The 17769-nt window shown below is 40.9% G+C and carries 17 protein-coding genes and 7 pseudogenes; 13 read left to right on the forward strand and 11 right to left on the reverse strand.

Features of this window, described 5'->3' with window-relative positions:
• Positions 1–3: 3 nt before the first annotated feature.
• The 6 genes from XPG1_RS03600 (at position 4) to XPG1_RS03625 (ending at position 4815) form a co-directional block, all read left to right on the forward strand.
• Positions 4–639 carry a phage baseplate assembly protein V gene (locus tag XPG1_RS03600; RefSeq protein WP_045957869.1) on the forward strand — a complete coding sequence of 212 codons (636 nt, stop codon included), beginning with the start codon at positions 4–6 and terminating at the stop codon, positions 637–639.
• Positions 636–986 (forward strand): GPW/gp25 family protein, encoded by a 351-nt coding sequence (locus XPG1_RS03605; RefSeq protein WP_045957870.1) that lies wholly within the window; start codon positions 636–638, stop codon positions 984–986. The genes XPG1_RS03600 and XPG1_RS03605 overlap by 4 nt, the downstream gene beginning before the upstream one ends.
• Before the next feature lie 22 nt (positions 987–1008).
• Positions 1009–1917 carry a baseplate assembly protein gene (locus tag XPG1_RS03610; protein ID WP_045957871.1) on the forward strand — a complete coding sequence of 303 codons (909 nt, stop codon included), beginning with the start codon at positions 1009–1011 and terminating at the stop codon, positions 1915–1917.
• Positions 1910–2518, forward strand: a complete 609-nt coding sequence (locus XPG1_RS03615; RefSeq protein WP_045957872.1) for a phage tail protein I — start codon at positions 1910–1912, stop codon at positions 2516–2518. Before XPG1_RS03610 ends, XPG1_RS03615 begins: the two co-directional genes overlap by 8 nt.
• Complete coding sequence (locus tag XPG1_RS19240; RefSeq protein ID WP_084717259.1) at positions 2515–3798, forward strand: phage tail protein; 1284 nt, start codon at positions 2515–2517, stop codon at positions 3796–3798. Before XPG1_RS03615 ends, XPG1_RS19240 begins: the two co-directional genes overlap by 4 nt.
• A gap of 81 nt (positions 3799–3879) precedes the next feature.
• The gene (locus tag XPG1_RS03625) at positions 3880–4815 is read left to right on the forward strand and encodes a glycosyltransferase family 8 protein (RefSeq protein WP_045957873.1); all 936 of its coding nucleotides are present in this window, start codon (positions 3880–3882) and stop codon (positions 4813–4815) included.
• Positions 4816–5257: 442 nt separating this feature from the next.
• Here XPG1_RS03625 and XPG1_RS03635 read toward each other — a convergent pair whose 3' ends face one another.
• The 3 genes and pseudogenes from XPG1_RS03635 to XPG1_RS19245 all read right to left on the reverse strand — a co-directional run.
• A complete protein-coding gene (locus XPG1_RS03635; RefSeq protein WP_045960378.1) occupies positions 5258–5869 on the reverse strand; it encodes a DUF1919 domain-containing protein in 612 nt (203 codons plus the stop codon).
• A 184-nt stretch (positions 5870–6053) separates the two neighbouring features.
• A pseudogene (locus tag XPG1_RS18255) lies at positions 6054–6185 on the reverse strand (integrase); the annotation flags it as partial.
• A 7-nt stretch (positions 6186–6192) separates the two neighbouring features.
• Positions 6193–6284: pseudogene (locus XPG1_RS19245) on the reverse strand (IS5/IS1182 family transposase); the annotation flags it as partial.
• Between XPG1_RS19245 and XPG1_RS03640 the strand changes: the two are divergent.
• A pseudogene (locus XPG1_RS03640) lies at positions 6279–7066 on the forward strand (phage tail protein); the annotation flags it as partial. The pseudogenes XPG1_RS19245 and XPG1_RS03640 sit on opposite strands and share 6 nt — an antisense overlap.
• A 337-nt stretch (positions 7067–7403) precedes the next feature.
• On the opposite strand, the gene XPG1_RS03650 reads toward XPG1_RS03640, so the two are convergent.
• Positions 7404–8483 (reverse strand): glycosyltransferase family 4 protein, encoded by a 1080-nt coding sequence (locus tag XPG1_RS03650; protein WP_231853045.1) that lies wholly within the window; start codon positions 8481–8483, stop codon positions 7404–7406.
• Between the two features lie 119 nt (positions 8484–8602).
• Between XPG1_RS03650 and XPG1_RS03655 the strand changes: the two genes are divergently transcribed.
• Complete coding sequence (locus tag XPG1_RS03655) at positions 8603–9733, forward strand: ISAs1 family transposase (protein ID WP_045957846.1); 1131 nt, start codon at positions 8603–8605, stop codon at positions 9731–9733.
• Positions 9734–10131: 398 nt separating this feature from the next.
• On the opposite strand, the pseudogene XPG1_RS19250 reads toward XPG1_RS03655, so the two are convergent.
• Positions 10132–10223: pseudogene (locus XPG1_RS19250) on the reverse strand (IS5/IS1182 family transposase); the annotation flags it as partial.
• A gap of 120 nt (positions 10224–10343) precedes the next feature.
• Here XPG1_RS19250 and XPG1_RS03660 point away from each other — a divergent pair.
• The 3 genes from XPG1_RS03660 to XPG1_RS18260 are packed head-to-tail and all read left to right on the forward strand — an operon-like array spanning position 10344 to position 10859.
• Positions 10344–10532 (forward strand): phage tail-collar fiber domain-containing protein, encoded by a 189-nt coding sequence (locus tag XPG1_RS03660; RefSeq protein ID WP_045957877.1) that lies wholly within the window; start codon positions 10344–10346, stop codon positions 10530–10532.
• The gene (locus XPG1_RS17930) at positions 10511–10717 is read left to right on the forward strand and encodes a tail fiber protein (RefSeq protein WP_084717339.1); all 207 of its coding nucleotides are present in this window, start codon (positions 10511–10513) and stop codon (positions 10715–10717) included. The genes XPG1_RS03660 and XPG1_RS17930 overlap by 22 nt, the downstream gene beginning before the upstream one ends.
• Positions 10710–10859, forward strand: coding sequence for a hypothetical protein (locus tag XPG1_RS18260; RefSeq protein ID WP_157879431.1), 150 nt, complete (start codon positions 10710–10712; stop codon positions 10857–10859). The genes XPG1_RS17930 and XPG1_RS18260 overlap by 8 nt, the downstream gene beginning before the upstream one ends.
• Positions 10860–10892: 33 nt before the next feature.
• On the opposite strand, the gene XPG1_RS03665 is transcribed toward XPG1_RS18260, so the two are convergent.
• From XPG1_RS03665 to XPG1_RS18850, 4 genes and pseudogenes are all read right to left on the reverse strand, one after another.
• Complete coding sequence (locus XPG1_RS03665; protein ID WP_157879432.1) at positions 10893–12446, reverse strand: phosphoethanolamine transferase; 1554 nt, start codon at positions 12444–12446, stop codon at positions 10893–10895.
• 310 nt (positions 12447–12756) lie between these two features.
• Positions 12757–13122 carry a hypothetical protein gene (locus XPG1_RS18845; RefSeq protein ID WP_045960382.1) on the reverse strand — a complete coding sequence of 122 codons (366 nt, stop codon included), beginning with the start codon at positions 13120–13122 and terminating at the stop codon, positions 12757–12759.
• Between the two features lie 35 nt (positions 13123–13157).
• The gene (locus XPG1_RS03675; RefSeq protein WP_231853046.1) at positions 13158–13655 is read right to left on the reverse strand and encodes a Panacea domain-containing protein; all 498 of its coding nucleotides are present in this window, start codon (positions 13653–13655) and stop codon (positions 13158–13160) included.
• A gap of 344 nt (positions 13656–13999) precedes the next feature.
• A pseudogene (locus XPG1_RS18850) lies at positions 14000–14091 on the reverse strand (tyrosine-type recombinase/integrase); the annotation flags it as partial.
• Between the two features lie 58 nt (positions 14092–14149).
• Between XPG1_RS18850 and XPG1_RS03680 the strand changes: the two are divergent.
• Positions 14150–14536, forward strand: coding sequence for a hypothetical protein (locus XPG1_RS03680; protein WP_045957880.1), 387 nt, complete (start codon positions 14150–14152; stop codon positions 14534–14536).
• 347 nt (positions 14537–14883) lie between these two features.
• On the opposite strand, the gene XPG1_RS03685 is transcribed toward XPG1_RS03680, so the two are convergent.
• The gene (locus tag XPG1_RS03685; protein ID WP_045957881.1) at positions 14884–16020 is read right to left on the reverse strand and encodes a glycosyltransferase family 9 protein; all 1137 of its coding nucleotides are present in this window, start codon (positions 16018–16020) and stop codon (positions 14884–14886) included.
• Positions 16021–16263: 243 nt separating this feature from the next.
• On the opposite strand from XPG1_RS03685, the pseudogene XPG1_RS03690 reads away from it, so the two are divergent.
• Positions 16264–17395: pseudogene (locus XPG1_RS03690) on the forward strand (ISAs1 family transposase).
• 122 nt (positions 17396–17517) lie between these two features.
• On the opposite strand, the pseudogene XPG1_RS18855 reads toward XPG1_RS03690, so the two are convergent.
• Positions 17518–17643: pseudogene (locus XPG1_RS18855) on the reverse strand (integrase); the annotation flags it as partial.
• Positions 17644–17769 lie beyond the last annotated feature (126 nt).

Below are 17769 nucleotides of genomic sequence, written 5' to 3' on the forward strand. Positions count from 1 at the left end.
GCTATGAACACACAACTCACTGAACTGATGCGCTTATTGCGCAACCTGATCCGAACAGGCGTGATTACCCAAGTGGATACCACCAGGGGAATGTGCCGGGTCGCGACAGGTAACCTTGAAACCAACTGGCTGCACTGGTTGACATCCAGAGCGGGAAACGCCCGCACATGGTGGGCACCCAGTGTCGGTGAGCAGGTTTTATTACTGTCCATAGGCGGAGAGCTGACCACCGCCTTTGTATTGCCGGCGATTTTTTCCGATGAGTTTCCGGCGCCATCAATATCACCGGAGGCAACACATATCCAGTTTCCAGATGGTGCTGTGATGGAGTATGAACCGCAATCTGGCGCATTGACTGTGACGGGTATCAAAACCGCGACAATCATGGCATCGGATGCAGTCCATATTACTGCGCCGGACATCACCTGTGTTGCCAGCACCCGCATTACGCTAGATACACCGGAAGTCATCTGTACGCAGCTGATGAGCACAGGCAATTTAATTGTGCGCAACGGCGGCAAAATGACGGGCAATATTGAACATACCGGAGGCACATTCAGTTCCAACGGTGTGGTCGTGGACTCCCATAAACACACCGGCATCAGGTCAGGCGGTGACACATCAGGAGGCCCGGTATGATGTACCTGGGAATGAATCGGCAGACGGGCCGAGCGTTGACCGATTTGGCGCACGTCCGGCAATCCGTCAGCGATATTTTATTAACCCCTGTGGGGAGTCGTATTGCACGTCGTACTTACGGCTCTTTGCTGCCAGAACTGATCGACTGGCCTCAAAATCCAGCACTCAGGCTTCAAGTTATGGCCGCCAGCTATACCGCAATCAGCCGTTGGGAGCCTCGAGTGACGTTGACATCCATCACGATGGAAACCGGACAGGACGGCAAAATGGTGGTGGATATTACCGGTACTTATCATCAATCCGCCAAGGAATTTTCACTTTCTATTCCGGTGAACCATTCCCGGTGAGGCTATTCCTGAGAGGTAAGGTATGCCAACAATCGATTTAAGCCAGTTGCCACCACCGGATGTGGTTGAGCCACTGGATTACGAACAACTACTGGAAGAGCGTAAAAAAGGGTTGATATCACTCTACCCGGACGATCAGCAAGAGGCTATTGCTCGTACATTGCAACTGGAATCTGAACCTTTGGTTAAGTTGCTGGAAGAGAATGTTTATCGCGAGTTGCTTTTGCGTCAACGCGTTAACGAAGCGGCCCGGGCGGTGATGGTGGCCTATTCGACAGGCAGTGATTTGGATCAATTGGGTGCGAACAACAACGTATCCCGCATGGTTCTGCGCCCTGCGGATAACGCGAGTGTACCCCCGACGCCGGCGGTGATGGAATCCGATAATGATTACCGTGTTCGTATTCCACAAGCCTTTGAAGGTTTGAGCGTTGCAGGCCCGGTTGGTGCATATGAATACCATGCACGCAGTGCCGATGGTCGTGTGGCGGATGCATCGGCAATGAGTCCGTCGCCAGCTAACGTCACCGTGACCATTATGTCGCGGGAGGACAAGGGCATCGCGTCCCAGGCACTGCTGGAAATAGTCGAAAAAGCGCTAAACGACGAAAACGTGCGTCCCGTGGCTGATCGCCTGAAAGTCCAGTCGGCCAACATTGTGGAATATGAAATTGATGCGGTGCTCTACATCTTCCCGACACCAGAATCAGAACCTATCCGCAAGGCGGCAGAACAGAAGCTGAAACATTATGTTGAAGCTCAGCATCGTCTGGGGCGTGACATTCGGTTGTCGGCAATTTATGCCGCATTGCATGTCGAGGGTGTCCAGCGTGTGGAACTGAAAGCGCCGTTGAAAGACGTGGTTTTGGATAAAACCCAGGCATCTTACTGCATCAAAACCACCCTGACACTGGGAGGTTCGGATGAATGATCGCCTTCTGCCAATGGGCTCGACCCCGTTGGAACTTGCCGCGGCCAAAGCCTGCGCAGAGTTACAGAAAGTCAACGTGCCGCTACGTGAACTGTGGAATCCAGACACCTGTCCGGCATTACTGTTGCCTTATCTGGCATGGGCATGGTCAGTCGATCGTTGGGACGAAAACTGGGGTGAGAGTACCAAGAGGGAGGTGATCAAAAACTCATTGTTCCTGCACAAACACAAAGGAACGATTGGTGCGATCCGGCGGGTTGTTGAGCCTTTGGGTTACCTCATCCGTGTAAAAGAGTGGTGGCAGACCAACGATGCACCGGGCACTTTCCGATTAGATATTGGGGTACTGGATAGCGGTATCACCCATGAAATGTTCGAAGAGCTGGAGAAACTGATTTTTGATGCCAAGCCAGTCAGCCGACATTTGATTGGATTGGACATCAATCTGGATACACGCGGTGACTATTACTACTCAGCGGCGACTTACAGTGGTGACGAACTGACCGTTTACCCTTATTTCCCGGAACAAGTAACCGTATCTGGCTTAGACGTTGTGGGTGCGGGCGTACATATTATTGATGACATGAGGATTAGAGCATGAGTAGCAAATATTTTGCGCTACTGACGCAGTTAGGCGCAGATAAGTTGGCAAATGCGGCGGCACTGGGGACTAAAATTGAAATTACCCATATGGCCGTCGGTGATGGGGGTGGCAAATTGCCGACGCCGGATACCCAACAAACCAAACTGATTAATGAAAAACGTCGTGCAGCGATTAATACGCTGAGCATCGATCCCAAAAACACCAACCAAATCATTGCTGAACAGGTGATCCCTGAAAATGAAGGTGGCTGGTGGATACGTGAAATCGGCTTGTTCGACAAAGACGGTATTCTGATTGCGGTGGCTAACTGCGCAGAAACCTACAAACCGCAATTGCAGGAAGGTTCTGGCCGTACTCAGACCATCCGTATGATCCTGATTGTCAGTAGTGCGGATTCGGTGACATTAAAAGTTGATCCATCTGTCGTTCTCGCCACCCGTGAATATGTGGATGACACGATTCAGAAACATGCCAACAGTCGCCATCACCCTGACGCGACGCTGAAAGAGAAGGGATTTGTCATCCTGAGCAGCGTGGTGGACAGCAGCAGTGAAACGCAGGCGGCAACACCCAAAGCAGTAAAAGCGGCGTATGACTTTGCGAATGCGGCGAATAATAATGCCAATGGTCGTGTACCGGTAGGACGTCAGGTGAATGGCAAGGCACTGAATGCGGATATTTTACTGAACGCAGGTGATGTTGGGGCGTATAACAAGGAAGAATCCAATCAGCGTTTTCAGCTAAAGGGGAATTACCTGACCGCCGGTTACAGCTACTCAAAGAACGAAAGTGACGGACGCTATCAACCCAAAGGAAACTATGCGCCTGCTGGCAATTATGCACTGAAAGGGGAAAGCTACACCAGAGGCGAATCAGACGGGCGGTATCAGTCACGTGGTAACTACCAGACTGCTGGAAATTATCAGCCAGCGGGGAATTATGCGGTCAGAGGGGAGTGTTATACCCGAGGGGAGAGTGATGGGAGATATCAGAGAGCAGGAACAAATGTCAGTTTAGTTAGTATCTGGAAAGGATCTGAAATTAAGGGGGAAACAACCGTCAACGTGTCCAGAGATATAAGAGGGCTGGCGGTATATGCAAGGTTAAATGATAGCGGAACTAATAAATTAATAGGTGGAGGGGTATGTCCACAAACTATGAGCGAATGGTATCAAATCGGTTTTAACAATGAATACACTATGCTAAAACCGATGTCAGCTTCCCAGGTCAGAATTGTGTCTGGATGGGGGGTTATTGAGTTACTTGTCTCTGTATAGAAATTTTTGTTTTGCATGCCATACGGATACATAGTTTGCTATCATATGCCCATACACTAAAGACCCCGCAGGGTATAAACTATGCAATTCGATACAATAGTACATGATGTAATTAACATCGGCTCTTCTAATAAAGAGGAGCCGATGTTGCATATCGCTTTTGGCGTTGATGAAAAGTTTTTAAGGCCTGCAGGAGTAGTTATTTCTTCTATATTAAAAACAAACAGTAATAAAAAACTGAAATTCCATATATTTATTAATGAAATTAGTGATGATAGTATTGAAAGATTAAAAAATATAGATGCAAATATAACTATTCATATATTTAATGATTCACGGTTTAAGGGGTTACAGGAAAAAGAAAATTTACCTATATCAATGTATTATAGGATTATCGTCCCCTATATTCTTCACAGTGTAACTGATAAGGTTCTGTATCTTGATGCTGATCTATTATGTGTTGGTAAATTAGATGAATTAATGAATCACAAATTTAAAAATAATGAGATATCGTGCGTTGTTAACCATAAATCCTTAGATGTTGATAATGTTAATTATATTGGAATAAAAGATAAAACACATTACTTCAATTCTGGCGTTATGCTTATTAATACTATCGCATGGGTAGAAAATGATATCTTCAAAGAGTTTTCAACTCTAATAAAAATAAGAGATTTTAAGTATCCTGATCAGGATGTATTAAATATAATCCTGGAAGGAAAGGTTAAATATTTAAATCAGATTTATAATAATTTCATGGAGGATGTAAACGTTGGTGATGAAACAGTGTTTATTCATTTCACAGGCACACCGAAGCCATGGCAGCTATGGTACGAGAAAAGTGATATATATGATGTATTTTATAGTGATTCTCCATGGCATGATGTTCCTTACGATATACCAAGAACAGCGAGACAAATGAGAATCTATGCCAAAAAATTAAGTAAGCAGGGCAAACTGTTATCTGGATATATTTGGAAGCTCAAATATCTAATTTATAAAATAACTGAGAAATAGTGGACGAATGCAGGAAGGAGATGTTGGTGCGTATAATAAAGAAGAGTCCAATCAGCCATCTTTAGCTGATGGGTCGCTATGCGTCTGCGGGATACAGTTACGGCAAAGAGGAGTCGGATAACCATTTTCAGCCAAAGGGCAATTATCAGTCTGCCGGAAATTACGCACTGAGAGGGGAAAGCTACACCAAATTGGAATCAGATTCCCGGTATCAGTCAAAAGGGAATTACCAAAACGCAGGGAATTATCAGCCAGCGGGAAATTATGCGGTCAGAAGGGAGAGTGATAACAGATATGATGTGAAGAGCACTGCAAATCTTTCTGCTTATAAGGGGTGGGAATGTAGGGATACAGGGATAATTTATCAATGGGTATCTGTTATATGCAAGAGGGCTTAATGTCGATATGAACATATTGGGTACGAGGCATAGGAGCTGGAACTTTATAGATATTTAAATAATTTTATGAAGTTAAAATAATACAATAACCTTATTTCGTACAATTCTAATCCATCAGGGAAATCACCATTTCTTTTTATTATTATGCTATCTTTTTCTAGGAATATTTTTCTTTTTAGATCTAATTCTTTGAATTTTTTCACAAAAACATCATCTTTAGAATCCACGTGACAGGATTTGAATATAATAGAATCAATACCATTCTCGTTAAGAAAAGACATAAGTCTTAATCTACGCCTATTCCATTTTTCAATTGCATCTTCTTCATTTTTGTAATGAATAAAATTAATTCTGATACCAGACAGAAATGCAACAGGGAACTTGTCAGCGTTGGAAAAGTCACTAATTTTTAACTCAATATTCAAATATTCTTCTAAATTAGAAATGATTTTTAAAAAATCATCCGGAGGGATAGTCAATCCAATAAATGGTGTGTTGTATGGGCGATTCAGATTCTTATATAGCCTGATCCCCCAGCAATTGTCGGATACTATTGCTATTTTTTTATTTCGCAGAAACATCCTATCAAGTAAATCACTGAGCCATGATCCTTTTCTGGCCCATTTATGTAATTTGTATTTTATATAAGATTGCATAATAATCGTTCTCAAATTTACCATCATTGTGGATAAGGTTAGATGATTATGAATCCATAGTAACACCAGATAAAGACTGCCGCCACGACACCTCATCAACCATCGCATCATTGGTGGGTTGGGAAAATTGTGAGTGGGGATGGGTGGCGAACATTGCGGCATTGGTGGGGGTTGTGTGGAATGGTTATATCACCGATAGCCTGTCAATGTAGTCAGCGAACCATGGCATCATTTCACGGCGCTTATCAAGATATTGTGCATGGTTGTATATGCCACGGATACTGTTCCGGCCAGTATGTGATAATTGGTACTCAATTAAGAGCTTATCCCAATAGGATTATATGCCTGATAATTAAACTACAAGCCGAATGAAGTATGGCTTCATAATTTCAACCCATTTTTCCCAACGAACCAAATCATTACTGAACAGGTGATCCCTGAAAATGAAGGTGGCTGGTGGATCCGTGAAATCGGCTTGTTCGACAAAGACGGTATTTTGATTGCGGTAGGTAACTGCGCAGAAACCTACAAACCACAATTGCAGGAAGGTACCGGCCGTACCCAAACCATCCGCATGATCCTGATTGTCAGCAGTACGGATTCGGTAACATTGAAAGTTGATCCGTCTGTCATTCTGGCTACCCGTGAATATTTGGATGACGCTATTCAGAAACATGCCAACAGCCGCCATCACCCTGACGCGACGCTGAAAGAGAAGGGATTTGTCATCCTGAGCAGCGCGGTGGACAGCAGCAGTGAAACGCAGGCGGCAACACCCAAAGCAGTAAAAGCGGTGTATGACTTTGCGAATGCGGCGAATAATAATGCGAATGGTCGTGTACCGGCAGGACGTCAGGTGAATGGCAAGGAACTGAATACGGATATTTCACTGAACGCAGGTGATGTTGGGGCGTATAACAAGGAAGAATCCAATCAACGTTTTCAGCTAAAAGAGGGAATTACCTGACCGCCGGTTACAGCTACTCAAAGAACGAAAGTGACGGGCGTAATCAACCCAAAGGCAACTATGCGCCAGCTGGCAATTACGCCATCCGTGGGGAAAGTTATACCAGAGGCGAATCAGACGGACGATATCAGTCACGTGGTAACTACCAACCCGCGGGGAATTATCAGCCAGCAGGGAATTATGCGGTCAGAGGAGAGTGCTATACCAGAGGGGAGAGTGATAGTCGGTATTTGCAACGTGATGCAGGTACTCGGAGAACACAAGAGACGGTTGTTTGGACAGGATGGGTTCAAGATAGAGGAACGATGAATTGCACTGAAAGTATAGCTGGTTGTTTAGTCTATATTAGAACCAAAAATGGACAGTATTTACCTCTTGAAGTTCCTGTAGCCAGTCGAGTATTTTCGACCCAATGGCCGGGAAATTGGTGGGGAAGAATTGAATTTATACCACCTTCGACATTAAGATGGCAGGATGGGGCGCAAATAATGGATCAAGTAGTATTATCAAAATAGAAAATATAATAGTGAAATATAGCGGTGAAAAAGTACGCCGCTATGTTTTAACCTATTTATTATTTATAGCCAATTCAAATTCTTTAATAAATAAATTATAGTTCATGGTTTCTTTTGACCACTCAATAGCATTTTTACTTAATTGGTTATAATCACTAATAACGAGTTGGACAGTTACAGCACATTTTGCAGGATTAATTAACTTAGGGGAGGTCATGCAATCATTGATAGGATCGTAGATATCATGTGGGAAATTAACGGTAAGTCCTGTCATTTGATAATATTCATCCACTGAAATATCAGGGATGATACCGATACCGCATATTTTATTTTTTATCGCTTCAGGTTGTCCATTCGAAAGCGGGAATATTACAGGAACTCCATTTGATATGGCTTCAATACATGATAATCCAAACGCCTCAGCAACTGGCGTACTGATGTAGATATCAACAATTGAGTAAAATGTGGCCATATCAGATTGATAGCCAATGAATTCTACGTTTTCCTCTATCCCTAATTTTATCGCCAAGTTACGCAGATCTTCTTTTTGCTCACCTTCTCCAGCAATAATTAATTTAGCTTTTATACCTTTTTTTAATAATTCATTGAGTGCAAGAATAGCAATACCTATTCCTTTTAGTCCTATTAATCTAGATGCTGTTCCTAGTATAATGGTTTGTTTGTTTGTTATACTTTTATTACGTATCGAAGATTTACAAGGAAGCCTGTTTATCACTGTTTGTATTTCTATTTTAGGATTGAATTTAAGCTCCATGACTCGTTTTGATGCATGGGAAACTGCAATAGCAGAATCTAACATATTGAAAAATTTTAACGTTTTATTATTGACCCTATATTGCCAAGAGCTACCATGATCGTAATAAATAAAATCAGTATTTTTAGGTTTTCTTGATAGCCTAGGAACAAAATCCCAAATAATAGTTTTATCTGCTTTCGCTTTTTCTATTTTCTTTGTTAGCGCTATTTTTCTCAGGAAAGTAGGATATTTTATTGAAGTTGATCCAATTATATTAGCATAATTAATCTCAAAGTCCTGCAGTTCGGAGATCAGGTTTTCGTTCAAAACGTTACTTGTACATAAAATCTCATTTTCAAAAGAACTATTTTTCAAGTATTCAAGAAAAAGCCGTTCTGCCAGGGCAAGATCGCGAATGTTTTTTAGCCAACGGTAAATTAAGTTGATTCGAGTAAATAGCTGTGATCTTATACTCTCTTTTGAGAGTCAATACCATGTACCTTGACAGTTTCACTGACCATTTCTCCGATATCAAAGACCCACGCCAGACGGCCAAAGTGGCCTATCCTTTATTTGACATTTTGTTTGCCACCCTTTGCGCGATTATTGCGGGGGCGGAGGGCTGGAGTGATATTCAGGAATATACTGAAGGCCATCATGACTGGTTTCTTAAACAAGGTATGTTCAAAGAAGGCGTTCCTGTTGATGACACCATTGCCCGGGTCCTTTCTCGCATCAAACCAGAACAATTTAATCTCTGTTTTATCAACTGGATGCGTTCTGTTCACCAACTCACCAAAGGGGAATTAGTGGCGATCGACGGTAAAGTATTGCGTGGCTCTTATCATCGTGAAGATCGTTATTCAACTCTCCACATGGTGAGTGCTTACGCCGCTGCAAACCAACTCGTCATTGGTCAGGTCAGAACACAAAGTAAGTCAAATGAGATCACTGCCATCCCTGAACTGATTAAGTTATTGGAACTGAAAGGCGCCCTCATTTCCATTGATGCAATGGGATGTCAAACCCAGATAGCCCGGGACATTATTGAGGCGGGCGCTGATTATTTGCTGAGTGTGAAAGACAATCAGAAAAATCTCCACCGTGTAGTCAGGGAGGCACTGGCGGGACAACTCTCCGGGTCATTGACAAGAGAAAAAGTACACATAGAACAGGGGCATGGACGTATTGAAATTAGGCAAAGTCATGTCATGGATGCGAGTTCATTAGTCGCCCATTTCCCGGAATGGCCTGAATTAAAAACAGTTGGCGTGACAGTCGGATACCGGCAAGAAAAAGGAAAATCCGCCAGCCTGGAATACCGTTACGCCATCAGTTCTGCAGAGTTAACAGAAGAACAGTTTGCTCAGGCCATACGTAGCCACTGGCAGATCGAAAATAATCTTCACTGGATACTGGATGTCTCCTTTCGGGAAGATGACTGCAAAATTTACCGTAAAAATGCAGCGGAAAACATCGCGATATTGAGACGGGTCGCGTTAAATATGTTAAAAAAAGAAACGACTAAATTAAGTATCAGAATGAAACGTAAACGAGCCTGGATGAAAATCGGCTTTTTGGAGCAGGTATTACAAGCAGGGTTTTCCGGTTTGGATGATATTTGAACATTCATGCGGTTGCCCTAGCCGTTCTGCACCACCAAATCCTTGTAGGTTAATTAAATGTAATAGTTTCAACTAAATCCCCTTATTAGGTTTTATACAGTTAACTCAGCTTCGAATAAAAACACACTAAAGCTGTAGCTCATACTAATTAACTTTTCCTAATATGTGATCGGAATTTTCTTAATCTGTGAGGTGTGCATGCAGTTACATAATTTACTGTTATTAAATGGGATTATCACTGAATGGGATTAGTGAGAGGTGCAAACATTGCGGCATTGGTGGGGTGGGGGGGATATAGTCAGAAATCATTGCAGCATTTCTCGGCGTTATTCTAAATATTGGGCGTGATTGTTATGCTGTTTCGGTCAGTATGTGCTAATTGGTACTCAATTAAGCGTCTATCTCAATAGGATTATATGTCGGACAATTAAACTACAAGCCACATGAAGCATGGCTTCATAGTTTCAACCCGTTTTCCCCAACGAACCAGATTTAGTCAAACAGCCATCCAGGGCCAATGTGTTCCAGTCGATAGCCCCAATTTTTTCACTGACGAGTAAGTCATTGTCGGCAATTTATGCCGCACTGCATGTAGAGGAGTATCCAGCGTGTGGAACTGAAAGCCCCGTTGAAAGATGTGGTTCTGGATAAAATCCAGACCATCCGCATGATCCTGATTGTCAGCAGTGCGGATTCGGTGACATTAAAAGTTGATCCATTTGTCATTCTGGCTACACGTGAATATTTGGATGACGCTATTCAGAAACATGCCAACAGCTGCCATCACCCAAAGCAGTAAAAGCGGCGTATGATTTTGCGAATGCGGCGAATCATAATGCGAATGGTCGTGTACCGGCAGGGCGTCAGGTGAATGGCAAGGCACTGAACACTCATACATACACAATACTCAATTATAATACTGGTCGGGGGTACGATGTTGGGGGGAAACTCAAACTCAGGATGGGAAACCCGAACATTGTCTAATTCCGGGGGACATAACCATACTATTGGGATTGGGGCGCATAGCCATAGTTTTACCGCCATTACAGGAAATATGGGTAGTGGTTCGTTGGTATCAGTAGTAAACGCTTATATCATGCTGATGGGATGGTATCGTACTGTATGATAACAGCCCTCCGGCTCAGCCGGAGGATATCTGTTAATCAAGAACAGCGTGTTTATCTGATGGTAACGCGCTGTGCATTACTTTTTTATTGCTAAAATTGATAATACTATCTTGGTCTTCACATTTCTGCTCAGATATAAAGTCGCATACGTGATTTTCAATACTTGGCTCTTTTATGCCTGTCCATTGGGAAAATAATGACATGAAGTGCAATGCGCTTCTTTTATTGTTGTAATTTTCCCTAGTGGTATCGTTATAAGAGAGCACAAAGAACGGAACTTCATAGTTTTGCTGGTATTTATCGCCATGAGTTAGGTTGATATCATTTGTTGATTTATATTTATTGAATGACAAACCATGATCTGAAAAATATATCATGCTCCATTTGTCGTTCTTTGATTTAAGAGCATTATATATCTTTGCAAGTAGCGCATCTGTATTTTTGATGCTCTGAATATAGCAGGATAAGGGTTTATTTTTGTAAAAGCGATCATATTCACCATTGGTTCTATCACAGGATGGCGGATGGCTACCCATGATATGAACTACAATAAGTTTATTTTTCTTACTATTGCTGTTAATAGCTTCTTCAATTTTAGGAAGGAGCAACTGATCAGAAAGAGTTTTGTCATCATAATCGAATTTTTTCAGAAAATAAGGGTATGATGAGCTTTTACCTATAATGGCAACAGGCGTATCATGAAATCCGATAGAACCCTGATTGGATAACCAGTAAGTTTCGAATCCAGCCTTTCTTGATAATGCAATGATATTATTGGCTATTTTATTATTCATTGCTATTGAATTAGTCAGGGATAACTGAGTTGAACTTGCTGCAGAAATATAGTTAGTGAAAAATTTTCCATTCACTGAACTGGTGAATGGTGTGTTATTGATTGGAAAGCCATAATTATGGAAGAAGTCTCTCCGGGCGCTTTCACCTATTACTAAGACATAGGTATTATATCTAGAATCTACGAGAGGAGTTGAAAAAGTATCTTTCTCTTTCGAGAGTGATTCATATCTCTGTATCTCTTTTCTAGTATCATTAATGGATTCAATAATCTCATTAAAGAATCGTAATTCACGTATTTCAAAAGATGTAATGGTAATATCCTTACCGGAAAAGTATGCTTTTGCGGGAGCATAGGCAGTAGTTAATATAAATACAAATAATGCAGATATTTTGACCGGCCGTGGCGTACTGATAGTAAATTTCGATGCAATATATCCGGTTGCAAGAATAATAAGAGAAATAACTAAATACCGGAAAGGAAGGTTAAATAAAAATTCCTTCGCTTCGGTTTTGTTTGTATAAAATAATGACAGTATAGTATTAAAATTAGGTGAGCCATAGATAGAAGATATCGGGAAATATATTGCAGAACAAATAGATAAGAACAAAATAACCGCTTTATAAAAAAACGTATACGGATTAATCAAGACTAGAATGCATAGGGTAGATACAGCATAAACCGGTTTAAAAGCAAAGCTAAAAGAGTGATGAATGATAGATACTAATGCCAATAATATCAGTACATTATACTTTTTGCCATTCTGAATTTTATCAATAATTTTATTTATCACGGCCATCTCTTTATATTTTGTGATCAAGTTTTAGATATTTATTATTCGGAGTTGAAGAATAGAGTATATCTTTAACCTCGGACATTTGCATGGTGTTAAATCCACGGCATCCTGTCAATACAGCCAGCACACATTGCGTCATTAGTGGGGTTACTACAGGGATTCTTTGAGTTTAAGAAGCCCAAAATGGCTGCACCGATTATTTCGAGTCGGTTACCTAACACATTGATTCTTCTGAGGTCATCACTTTGGTAATAGCTCTTTGATGATAGGTATCATTTAATGGTATTGAATAAGTGCAATATTAAAATTAAACGCAATATTTAGTGTAGAACTTTCTTACTTTGGGCTTTACGTGAGGGGAAGTATTAAATCCGTTCAGTATTCTATCAAACACATCATTACGGCAGGGCTCTGATACTCTGATATCACCAGCAATGACTTGACTTGTCACTGTATCAACTCCCAGTATCTCAGCTTTTTTATAAAGAATATAACTATCATGCTTTACAAAAGGATGATCGCCAACACTTAAAATACAGGTGTTGTCATATTCAATATCGGGGTAAATAGTGGTTAAATTAACAGCAAGAAAACATTCTTTGATAAGTTGAGGGTAAAGCACGGGATCACTACAAATAAAGAACAAATGTTCCTTCGCACCCGTAAGTAACATTATGGTTCCCTTTTTAACAGGTGCAAAGTTAATTGTCATACTAATCCACTAATAACCCGATCCAGTTCGTTTTGTTCTCGCATTCTGTTTGCAAGTTGTATCGCAACTTCATTCGATTTTCCAAGGGCAAGGAAAACGTTTCTTGGGTCGATCGGGTATGAACCACCGTGAGGATCGATCCACTCAGGGCAATGCAAGTGTGTGTAGTCCCTTATCTGCCATTTTGTCATGTGACCGTATTCTGAATAAACGCCATTCAGAACAGCAAGCTCAGCATCTGTTAATTCGTCATATTCATCGCGCTCAACTGATGGTAGCTTTGTCTCTAGTTCATAATCGCTAGCGCCAGCAATCCACCTTCCCCAGCCCTCATCTGAACCTTGGCTAGAGCCATTCATTAAATCGAGTGAATATGAAAGTACGGGCCCGTGAGGCATAGAGACCATACGGTCACCACTGATTGGCTCCCCATATTTCCTCATATGCTCCCTGTCAGATAGATACATGAGCTTCATGAGTTTCAGGTATGCCATGCGCCCGCCACCTTTTGATAGCAGGTACGCAGCCATTTGGGCTACTTTTATTTCGCAAAACATAGAAACCTCCAATGAATCCGTGTTATCAAATTGATAACTCTCAAGGAGGAGTATATCTTAAGGCGTGAATATTCTCTATTATTTCTGTCTTTTTTGAGACATCTCACACCTGATTTTCTTTATAAAATACACATAGTAAATTGATTTTCAAGATAAAAATAAATATATTGCAAATGTCATTTTTTTGTGATTCTCGAAGAGGTGCGTACAAAAGAGTGAGCTAGAAATAAAGGGTTAAGTCGTTTTGTCCCCGATATCCTGTCAATATAGTCAGCGAACCATTACATCATTTCACGGCGCTTATCAAGATACTGTGCGTGGTTGTATAGCCACGGATACTGTTACGGTCAATATGTGCTAACTGACGCTCAATTAAGAGTCTATAGCCACCATCACCCAAAGCAGTAAAAGCGGCGCATGACTTTGCGAATATGGCGAATCATAATGCGAATGGTCGTGTACCGGTAGGGCGTCAGGTGAATGGCAAGGCACTGAATGCGGATATTTCACTGAACGCAGGTGATGTTGGGACGTATAACAAGGAAGAATCCAATCAGCGTTTTCAGCTGAAGGGGAATTACTTGACCGCCGGTTACAGCTACTCAAAGAACGAAAGTGACGGTCGTTATCAACCCAAAGGCAACTATGCGCCAGCTGGCAATTACGCCATCCGTGGGGAAAGTTATACCAGAGGCGAATCAGATGGGCGGTATCAGTCACGTGGTAACACCAGCCTGCTGGAAATTATCAGCCAGCGGGGAATTATGCGGTCAGAGGGGAGTGTTATACCAGAACGGAGAGTGATAATCGGTATTTAGTATTTGAAAATAAATACCCCAGAACAATTTTAACCGGTGTTCGATTGGATGATGGAGAACGGGCAAATTTAGGTGTAGATTACAGGGGAAAAGTGATGTGGGTTCGTAGTACAGAAAATTTGGGAGCGTCACAAACCATAATCCCAGCAGATGGATATGTTGTTACAGTCACTTTGGGTAGCAGGGATCAATACAACTAACATTGGGTGATGGTAGACGTACAGTGCGTGTCGTATATACGAGGACAAATACCCATTTAGGAGGTATAGATATTTGGGATTGAATTTCTATTTTAGTAATAAAAAATATTTTCCCAGTAGGCAGAGAAAAAAACCTACTGGGGGGTCTTAGAATGGAAATATTTTTTTTACAGATTCAATGATAATTGAATCAATATCATTATTTTCGTGCAATCGTCCCTTCGGTACTAATATTTGAATAGCCTCATTATATCCAGGTCCCCATAATGTATTATTCGATTTAATATCCTGATAAATTGCAATTAATGGTTTTTTATAAGCGGCGGCTATATGAACAATGGATGTATCAGGTGATATTATAAGATCGGATTGAGAGATAAGAGACATGGTATGATATAATGATTCGAATGGGCTTCTATAAACCCCTTCAAACATAGTCATATCAATGAGTTTTTCATGGCCAAGAAAAATTATATTTATATCATTATAAGTATCGTTCAATATATTTACAATTTTATTTAATTGATGTATTGAAAGGCATCTATCTTTATTTCCTGCAAATGTATTTATGATTATGTTTCTTTTTCTTAATGGTAAATTTAATTCATCAAGGTATTCTTTTATATTTAAATCTATTTCATTTGGATAGTGTAAGTCATAGCTAACATCATCATTTATCCTTATATTTAAGGAGTTCATGATTAGCTTATATGTTAATTTTATGTGATTTTCATTGTAATCAAAATTGATTTTTTTATCATAATGGTTTAGCCATTTATTTTTATTAAATCCAATCACATATTTTACATTTAACTGTTTAAAAAATATTAGTCTATGAATTGGAGTATTAAAAAGAGATGGATCAATGATTAAATCATACTTGTTGTTTCTGAGTTTTTCTATAGTTTTAGCAGGTACATTATGCCGAAAGTTTTGCATAAATGACGTTGTATCAATAGGTGTGGCAATGAATATATTTCTGACGTAGGGGTTGTGTTTTAATACTATGCTATTAGTTTCTGTTGCTAAAAAATCGACTATGTATCCAGCTTTGTTTAACTCCTTTAGTAAGATGGTATCAACTACCATATCGCCTATCTTATCTTCATTGCGTAATAATAAAATTGTTTTTATTGAATTAATATTGAAGTCACTATTTTTATTTTTATCCCATAGTAATTTTGCAATAAATAATCGGGTATAATATCTTATATCTTTCATTAGATAGTTTCGCTTACGATTCCAAGATCTTAATAGTGCGAATTTTTTATTTTGGTTGTGCATAATTTATTTTCCAACTAGTTGCTTGTGATATATAATCAATTATTAATTGCTTATATGATAATAGCATCGTATTTTGCTTTTTACTATATTATTATCATATAAGGTAACTTTGTTACCATCTTTGGGGATATGGAAGTATAGTTACCCGCAGGGCAAGATCGCGAATGTTTTTTAGCCAACGGTAAATTAAGTTGATTCGAGTAAATAGCTGTGATCTTATACTCTCTTTTGAGAGTCAATACCATGTACCTTGACAGTTTCACTGACCATTTCTCCGATATCGAAGACCCACGTCAGACGGCCAAAGTGGCCTATCCTTTATTTGACATTTTGTTTGCCACCCTTTGCGCGATTATTGCGGGGGCGGAGGGCTGGAGTGATATTCAGGAATATACTGAAGGCCATCATGACTGGTTTCTTAAACAAGGTATGTTCAAAGAAGGCGTTCCTGTTGATGACACCATTGCCCGGGTCCTTTCTCGCATCAAACCAGAACAATTTAATCTCTGTTTTATCAACTGGATGCGTTCTGTTCACCAACTCACCAAAGGGGAATTAGTGGCGATCGACGGTAAAGTATTGCGTGGCTCTTATCATCGTGAAGATCGTTATTCAACTCTCCACATGGTGAGTGCTTACGCCGCTGCAAACCAACTCGTCATTGGTCAGGTCAGAACACAAAGTAAGTCAAATGAGATCACTGCCATCCCTGAAACTGATTAAGTTATTGGAACTGAAAGGCGCCCTCATTTCCATTGATGCAATGGGATGTCAAACCCAGATAGTCCGGGACATTATTGAGGCGGGCGCTGATTATTTGCTGAGTGTGAAAGACAATCAGAAAAATCTCCACCGTGTAGTCAGGGAGGCACTGGCGGGACAACTCTCCGGGTCATTGACAAGAGAAAAAGTACACATAGAACAGGGGCATGGACGTATTGAAATTAGGCAAAGTCATGTCATGGATGCGAGTTCATTAGTCGCCCATTTCCCGGAATGGCCTGAATTAAAAACAGTTGGCGTGACAGTCGGATACCGGCAAGAAAAAGGAAAATCCGCCAGCCTGGAATACCGTTACGCCATCAGTTCAGCAGAGTTAACAGAAGAACAGTTTGCTCAGGCCATACGTAGCCACTGGCAGATCGAAAATAATCTTCACTGGATACTGGATGTCTCCTTTCGGGAAGATGACTGCAAAATTTACCGTAAAAATGCAGCGGAAAACATCGCGATATTGAGACGGGTCGCGTTAAATATGTTAAAAAAAGAAACGACTAAATTAAGTATCAGAATGAAACGTAAACGAGCCTGGATGAAAATCGGCTTTTTGGAGCAGGTATTACAAGCAGGGTTTTCCGGTTTGGATGATATTTGAACATTCATGCGGTTGCCCTATAGTTACCCGCTCCATTCCTCCAATCACGCTTGGGTTTGGGTTGTCGTCTATGATGGCAGTAGCTTACTTTCACACCTCTTTACAATCCCCTCACTTTTCTTTCAGGTAGTCGTAGCGGTCGATATCTCATCAATGTAGTCAGCGAACCATTGCATCATTTCACGGCACTTATCAAGATATTGTGCATGGTTGTATATGCCGCGGATGCTGTTTCGGCCAGCGTCTGCGTTAATTAATTGGTTTTTTCTTATCTTTTTTGTCAGCGAAAGCAAAATATGAAATAGAAGGTTTTTTTACAATCTATAGATCTCTACAATCCGGCTAAGATCCCATCCTCTATATACTGAAAACAG

The organism is Xenorhabdus poinarii G6, assembly GCF_000968175.1.
GTDB classification, from domain to species: domain Bacteria; phylum Pseudomonadota; class Gammaproteobacteria; order Enterobacterales; family Enterobacteriaceae; genus Xenorhabdus; species Xenorhabdus poinarii.

Coding starts and splice junctions, on each gene's coding strand:
- XPG1_RS03600 (WP_045957869.1), top strand. CDS start 4: ATGAACACACAACTCACTGAACTGATGCGCTTATTGCGCAACCTGATC.
- XPG1_RS03605 (WP_045957870.1), top strand. CDS start 636: ATGATGTACCTGGGAATGAATCGGCAGACGGGCCGAGCGTTGACCGAT.
- XPG1_RS03610 (WP_045957871.1), top strand. CDS start 1,009: ATGCCAACAATCGATTTAAGCCAGTTGCCACCACCGGATGTGGTTGAG.
- XPG1_RS03615 (WP_045957872.1), top strand. CDS start 1,910: ATGAATGATCGCCTTCTGCCAATGGGCTCGACCCCGTTGGAACTTGCC.
- XPG1_RS19240 (WP_084717259.1), top strand. CDS start 2,515: ATGAGTAGCAAATATTTTGCGCTACTGACGCAGTTAGGCGCAGATAAG.
- XPG1_RS03625 (WP_045957873.1), top strand. CDS start 3,880: ATGCAATTCGATACAATAGTACATGATGTAATTAACATCGGCTCTTCT.
- XPG1_RS03635 (WP_045960378.1), bottom strand. CDS start 5,869: ATGCAATCTTATATAAAATACAAATTACATAAATGGGCCAGAAAAGGA.
- XPG1_RS03655 (WP_045957846.1), top strand. CDS start 8,603: ATGTACCTTGACAGTTTCACTGACCATTTCTCCGATATCAAAGACCCA.
- XPG1_RS18845 (WP_045960382.1), bottom strand. CDS start 13,122: ATGTTACTTACGGGTGCGAAGGAACATTTGTTCTTTATTTGTAGTGAT.
- XPG1_RS03675 (WP_231853046.1), bottom strand. CDS start 13,655: ATGGCATACCTGAAACTCATGAAGCTCATGTATCTATCTGACAGGGAG.
- XPG1_RS03680 (WP_045957880.1), top strand. CDS start 14,150: ATGGCGAATCATAATGCGAATGGTCGTGTACCGGTAGGGCGTCAGGTG.
- XPG1_RS03685 (WP_045957881.1), bottom strand. CDS start 16,020: ATGCACAACCAAAATAAAAAATTCGCACTATTAAGATCTTGGAATCGT.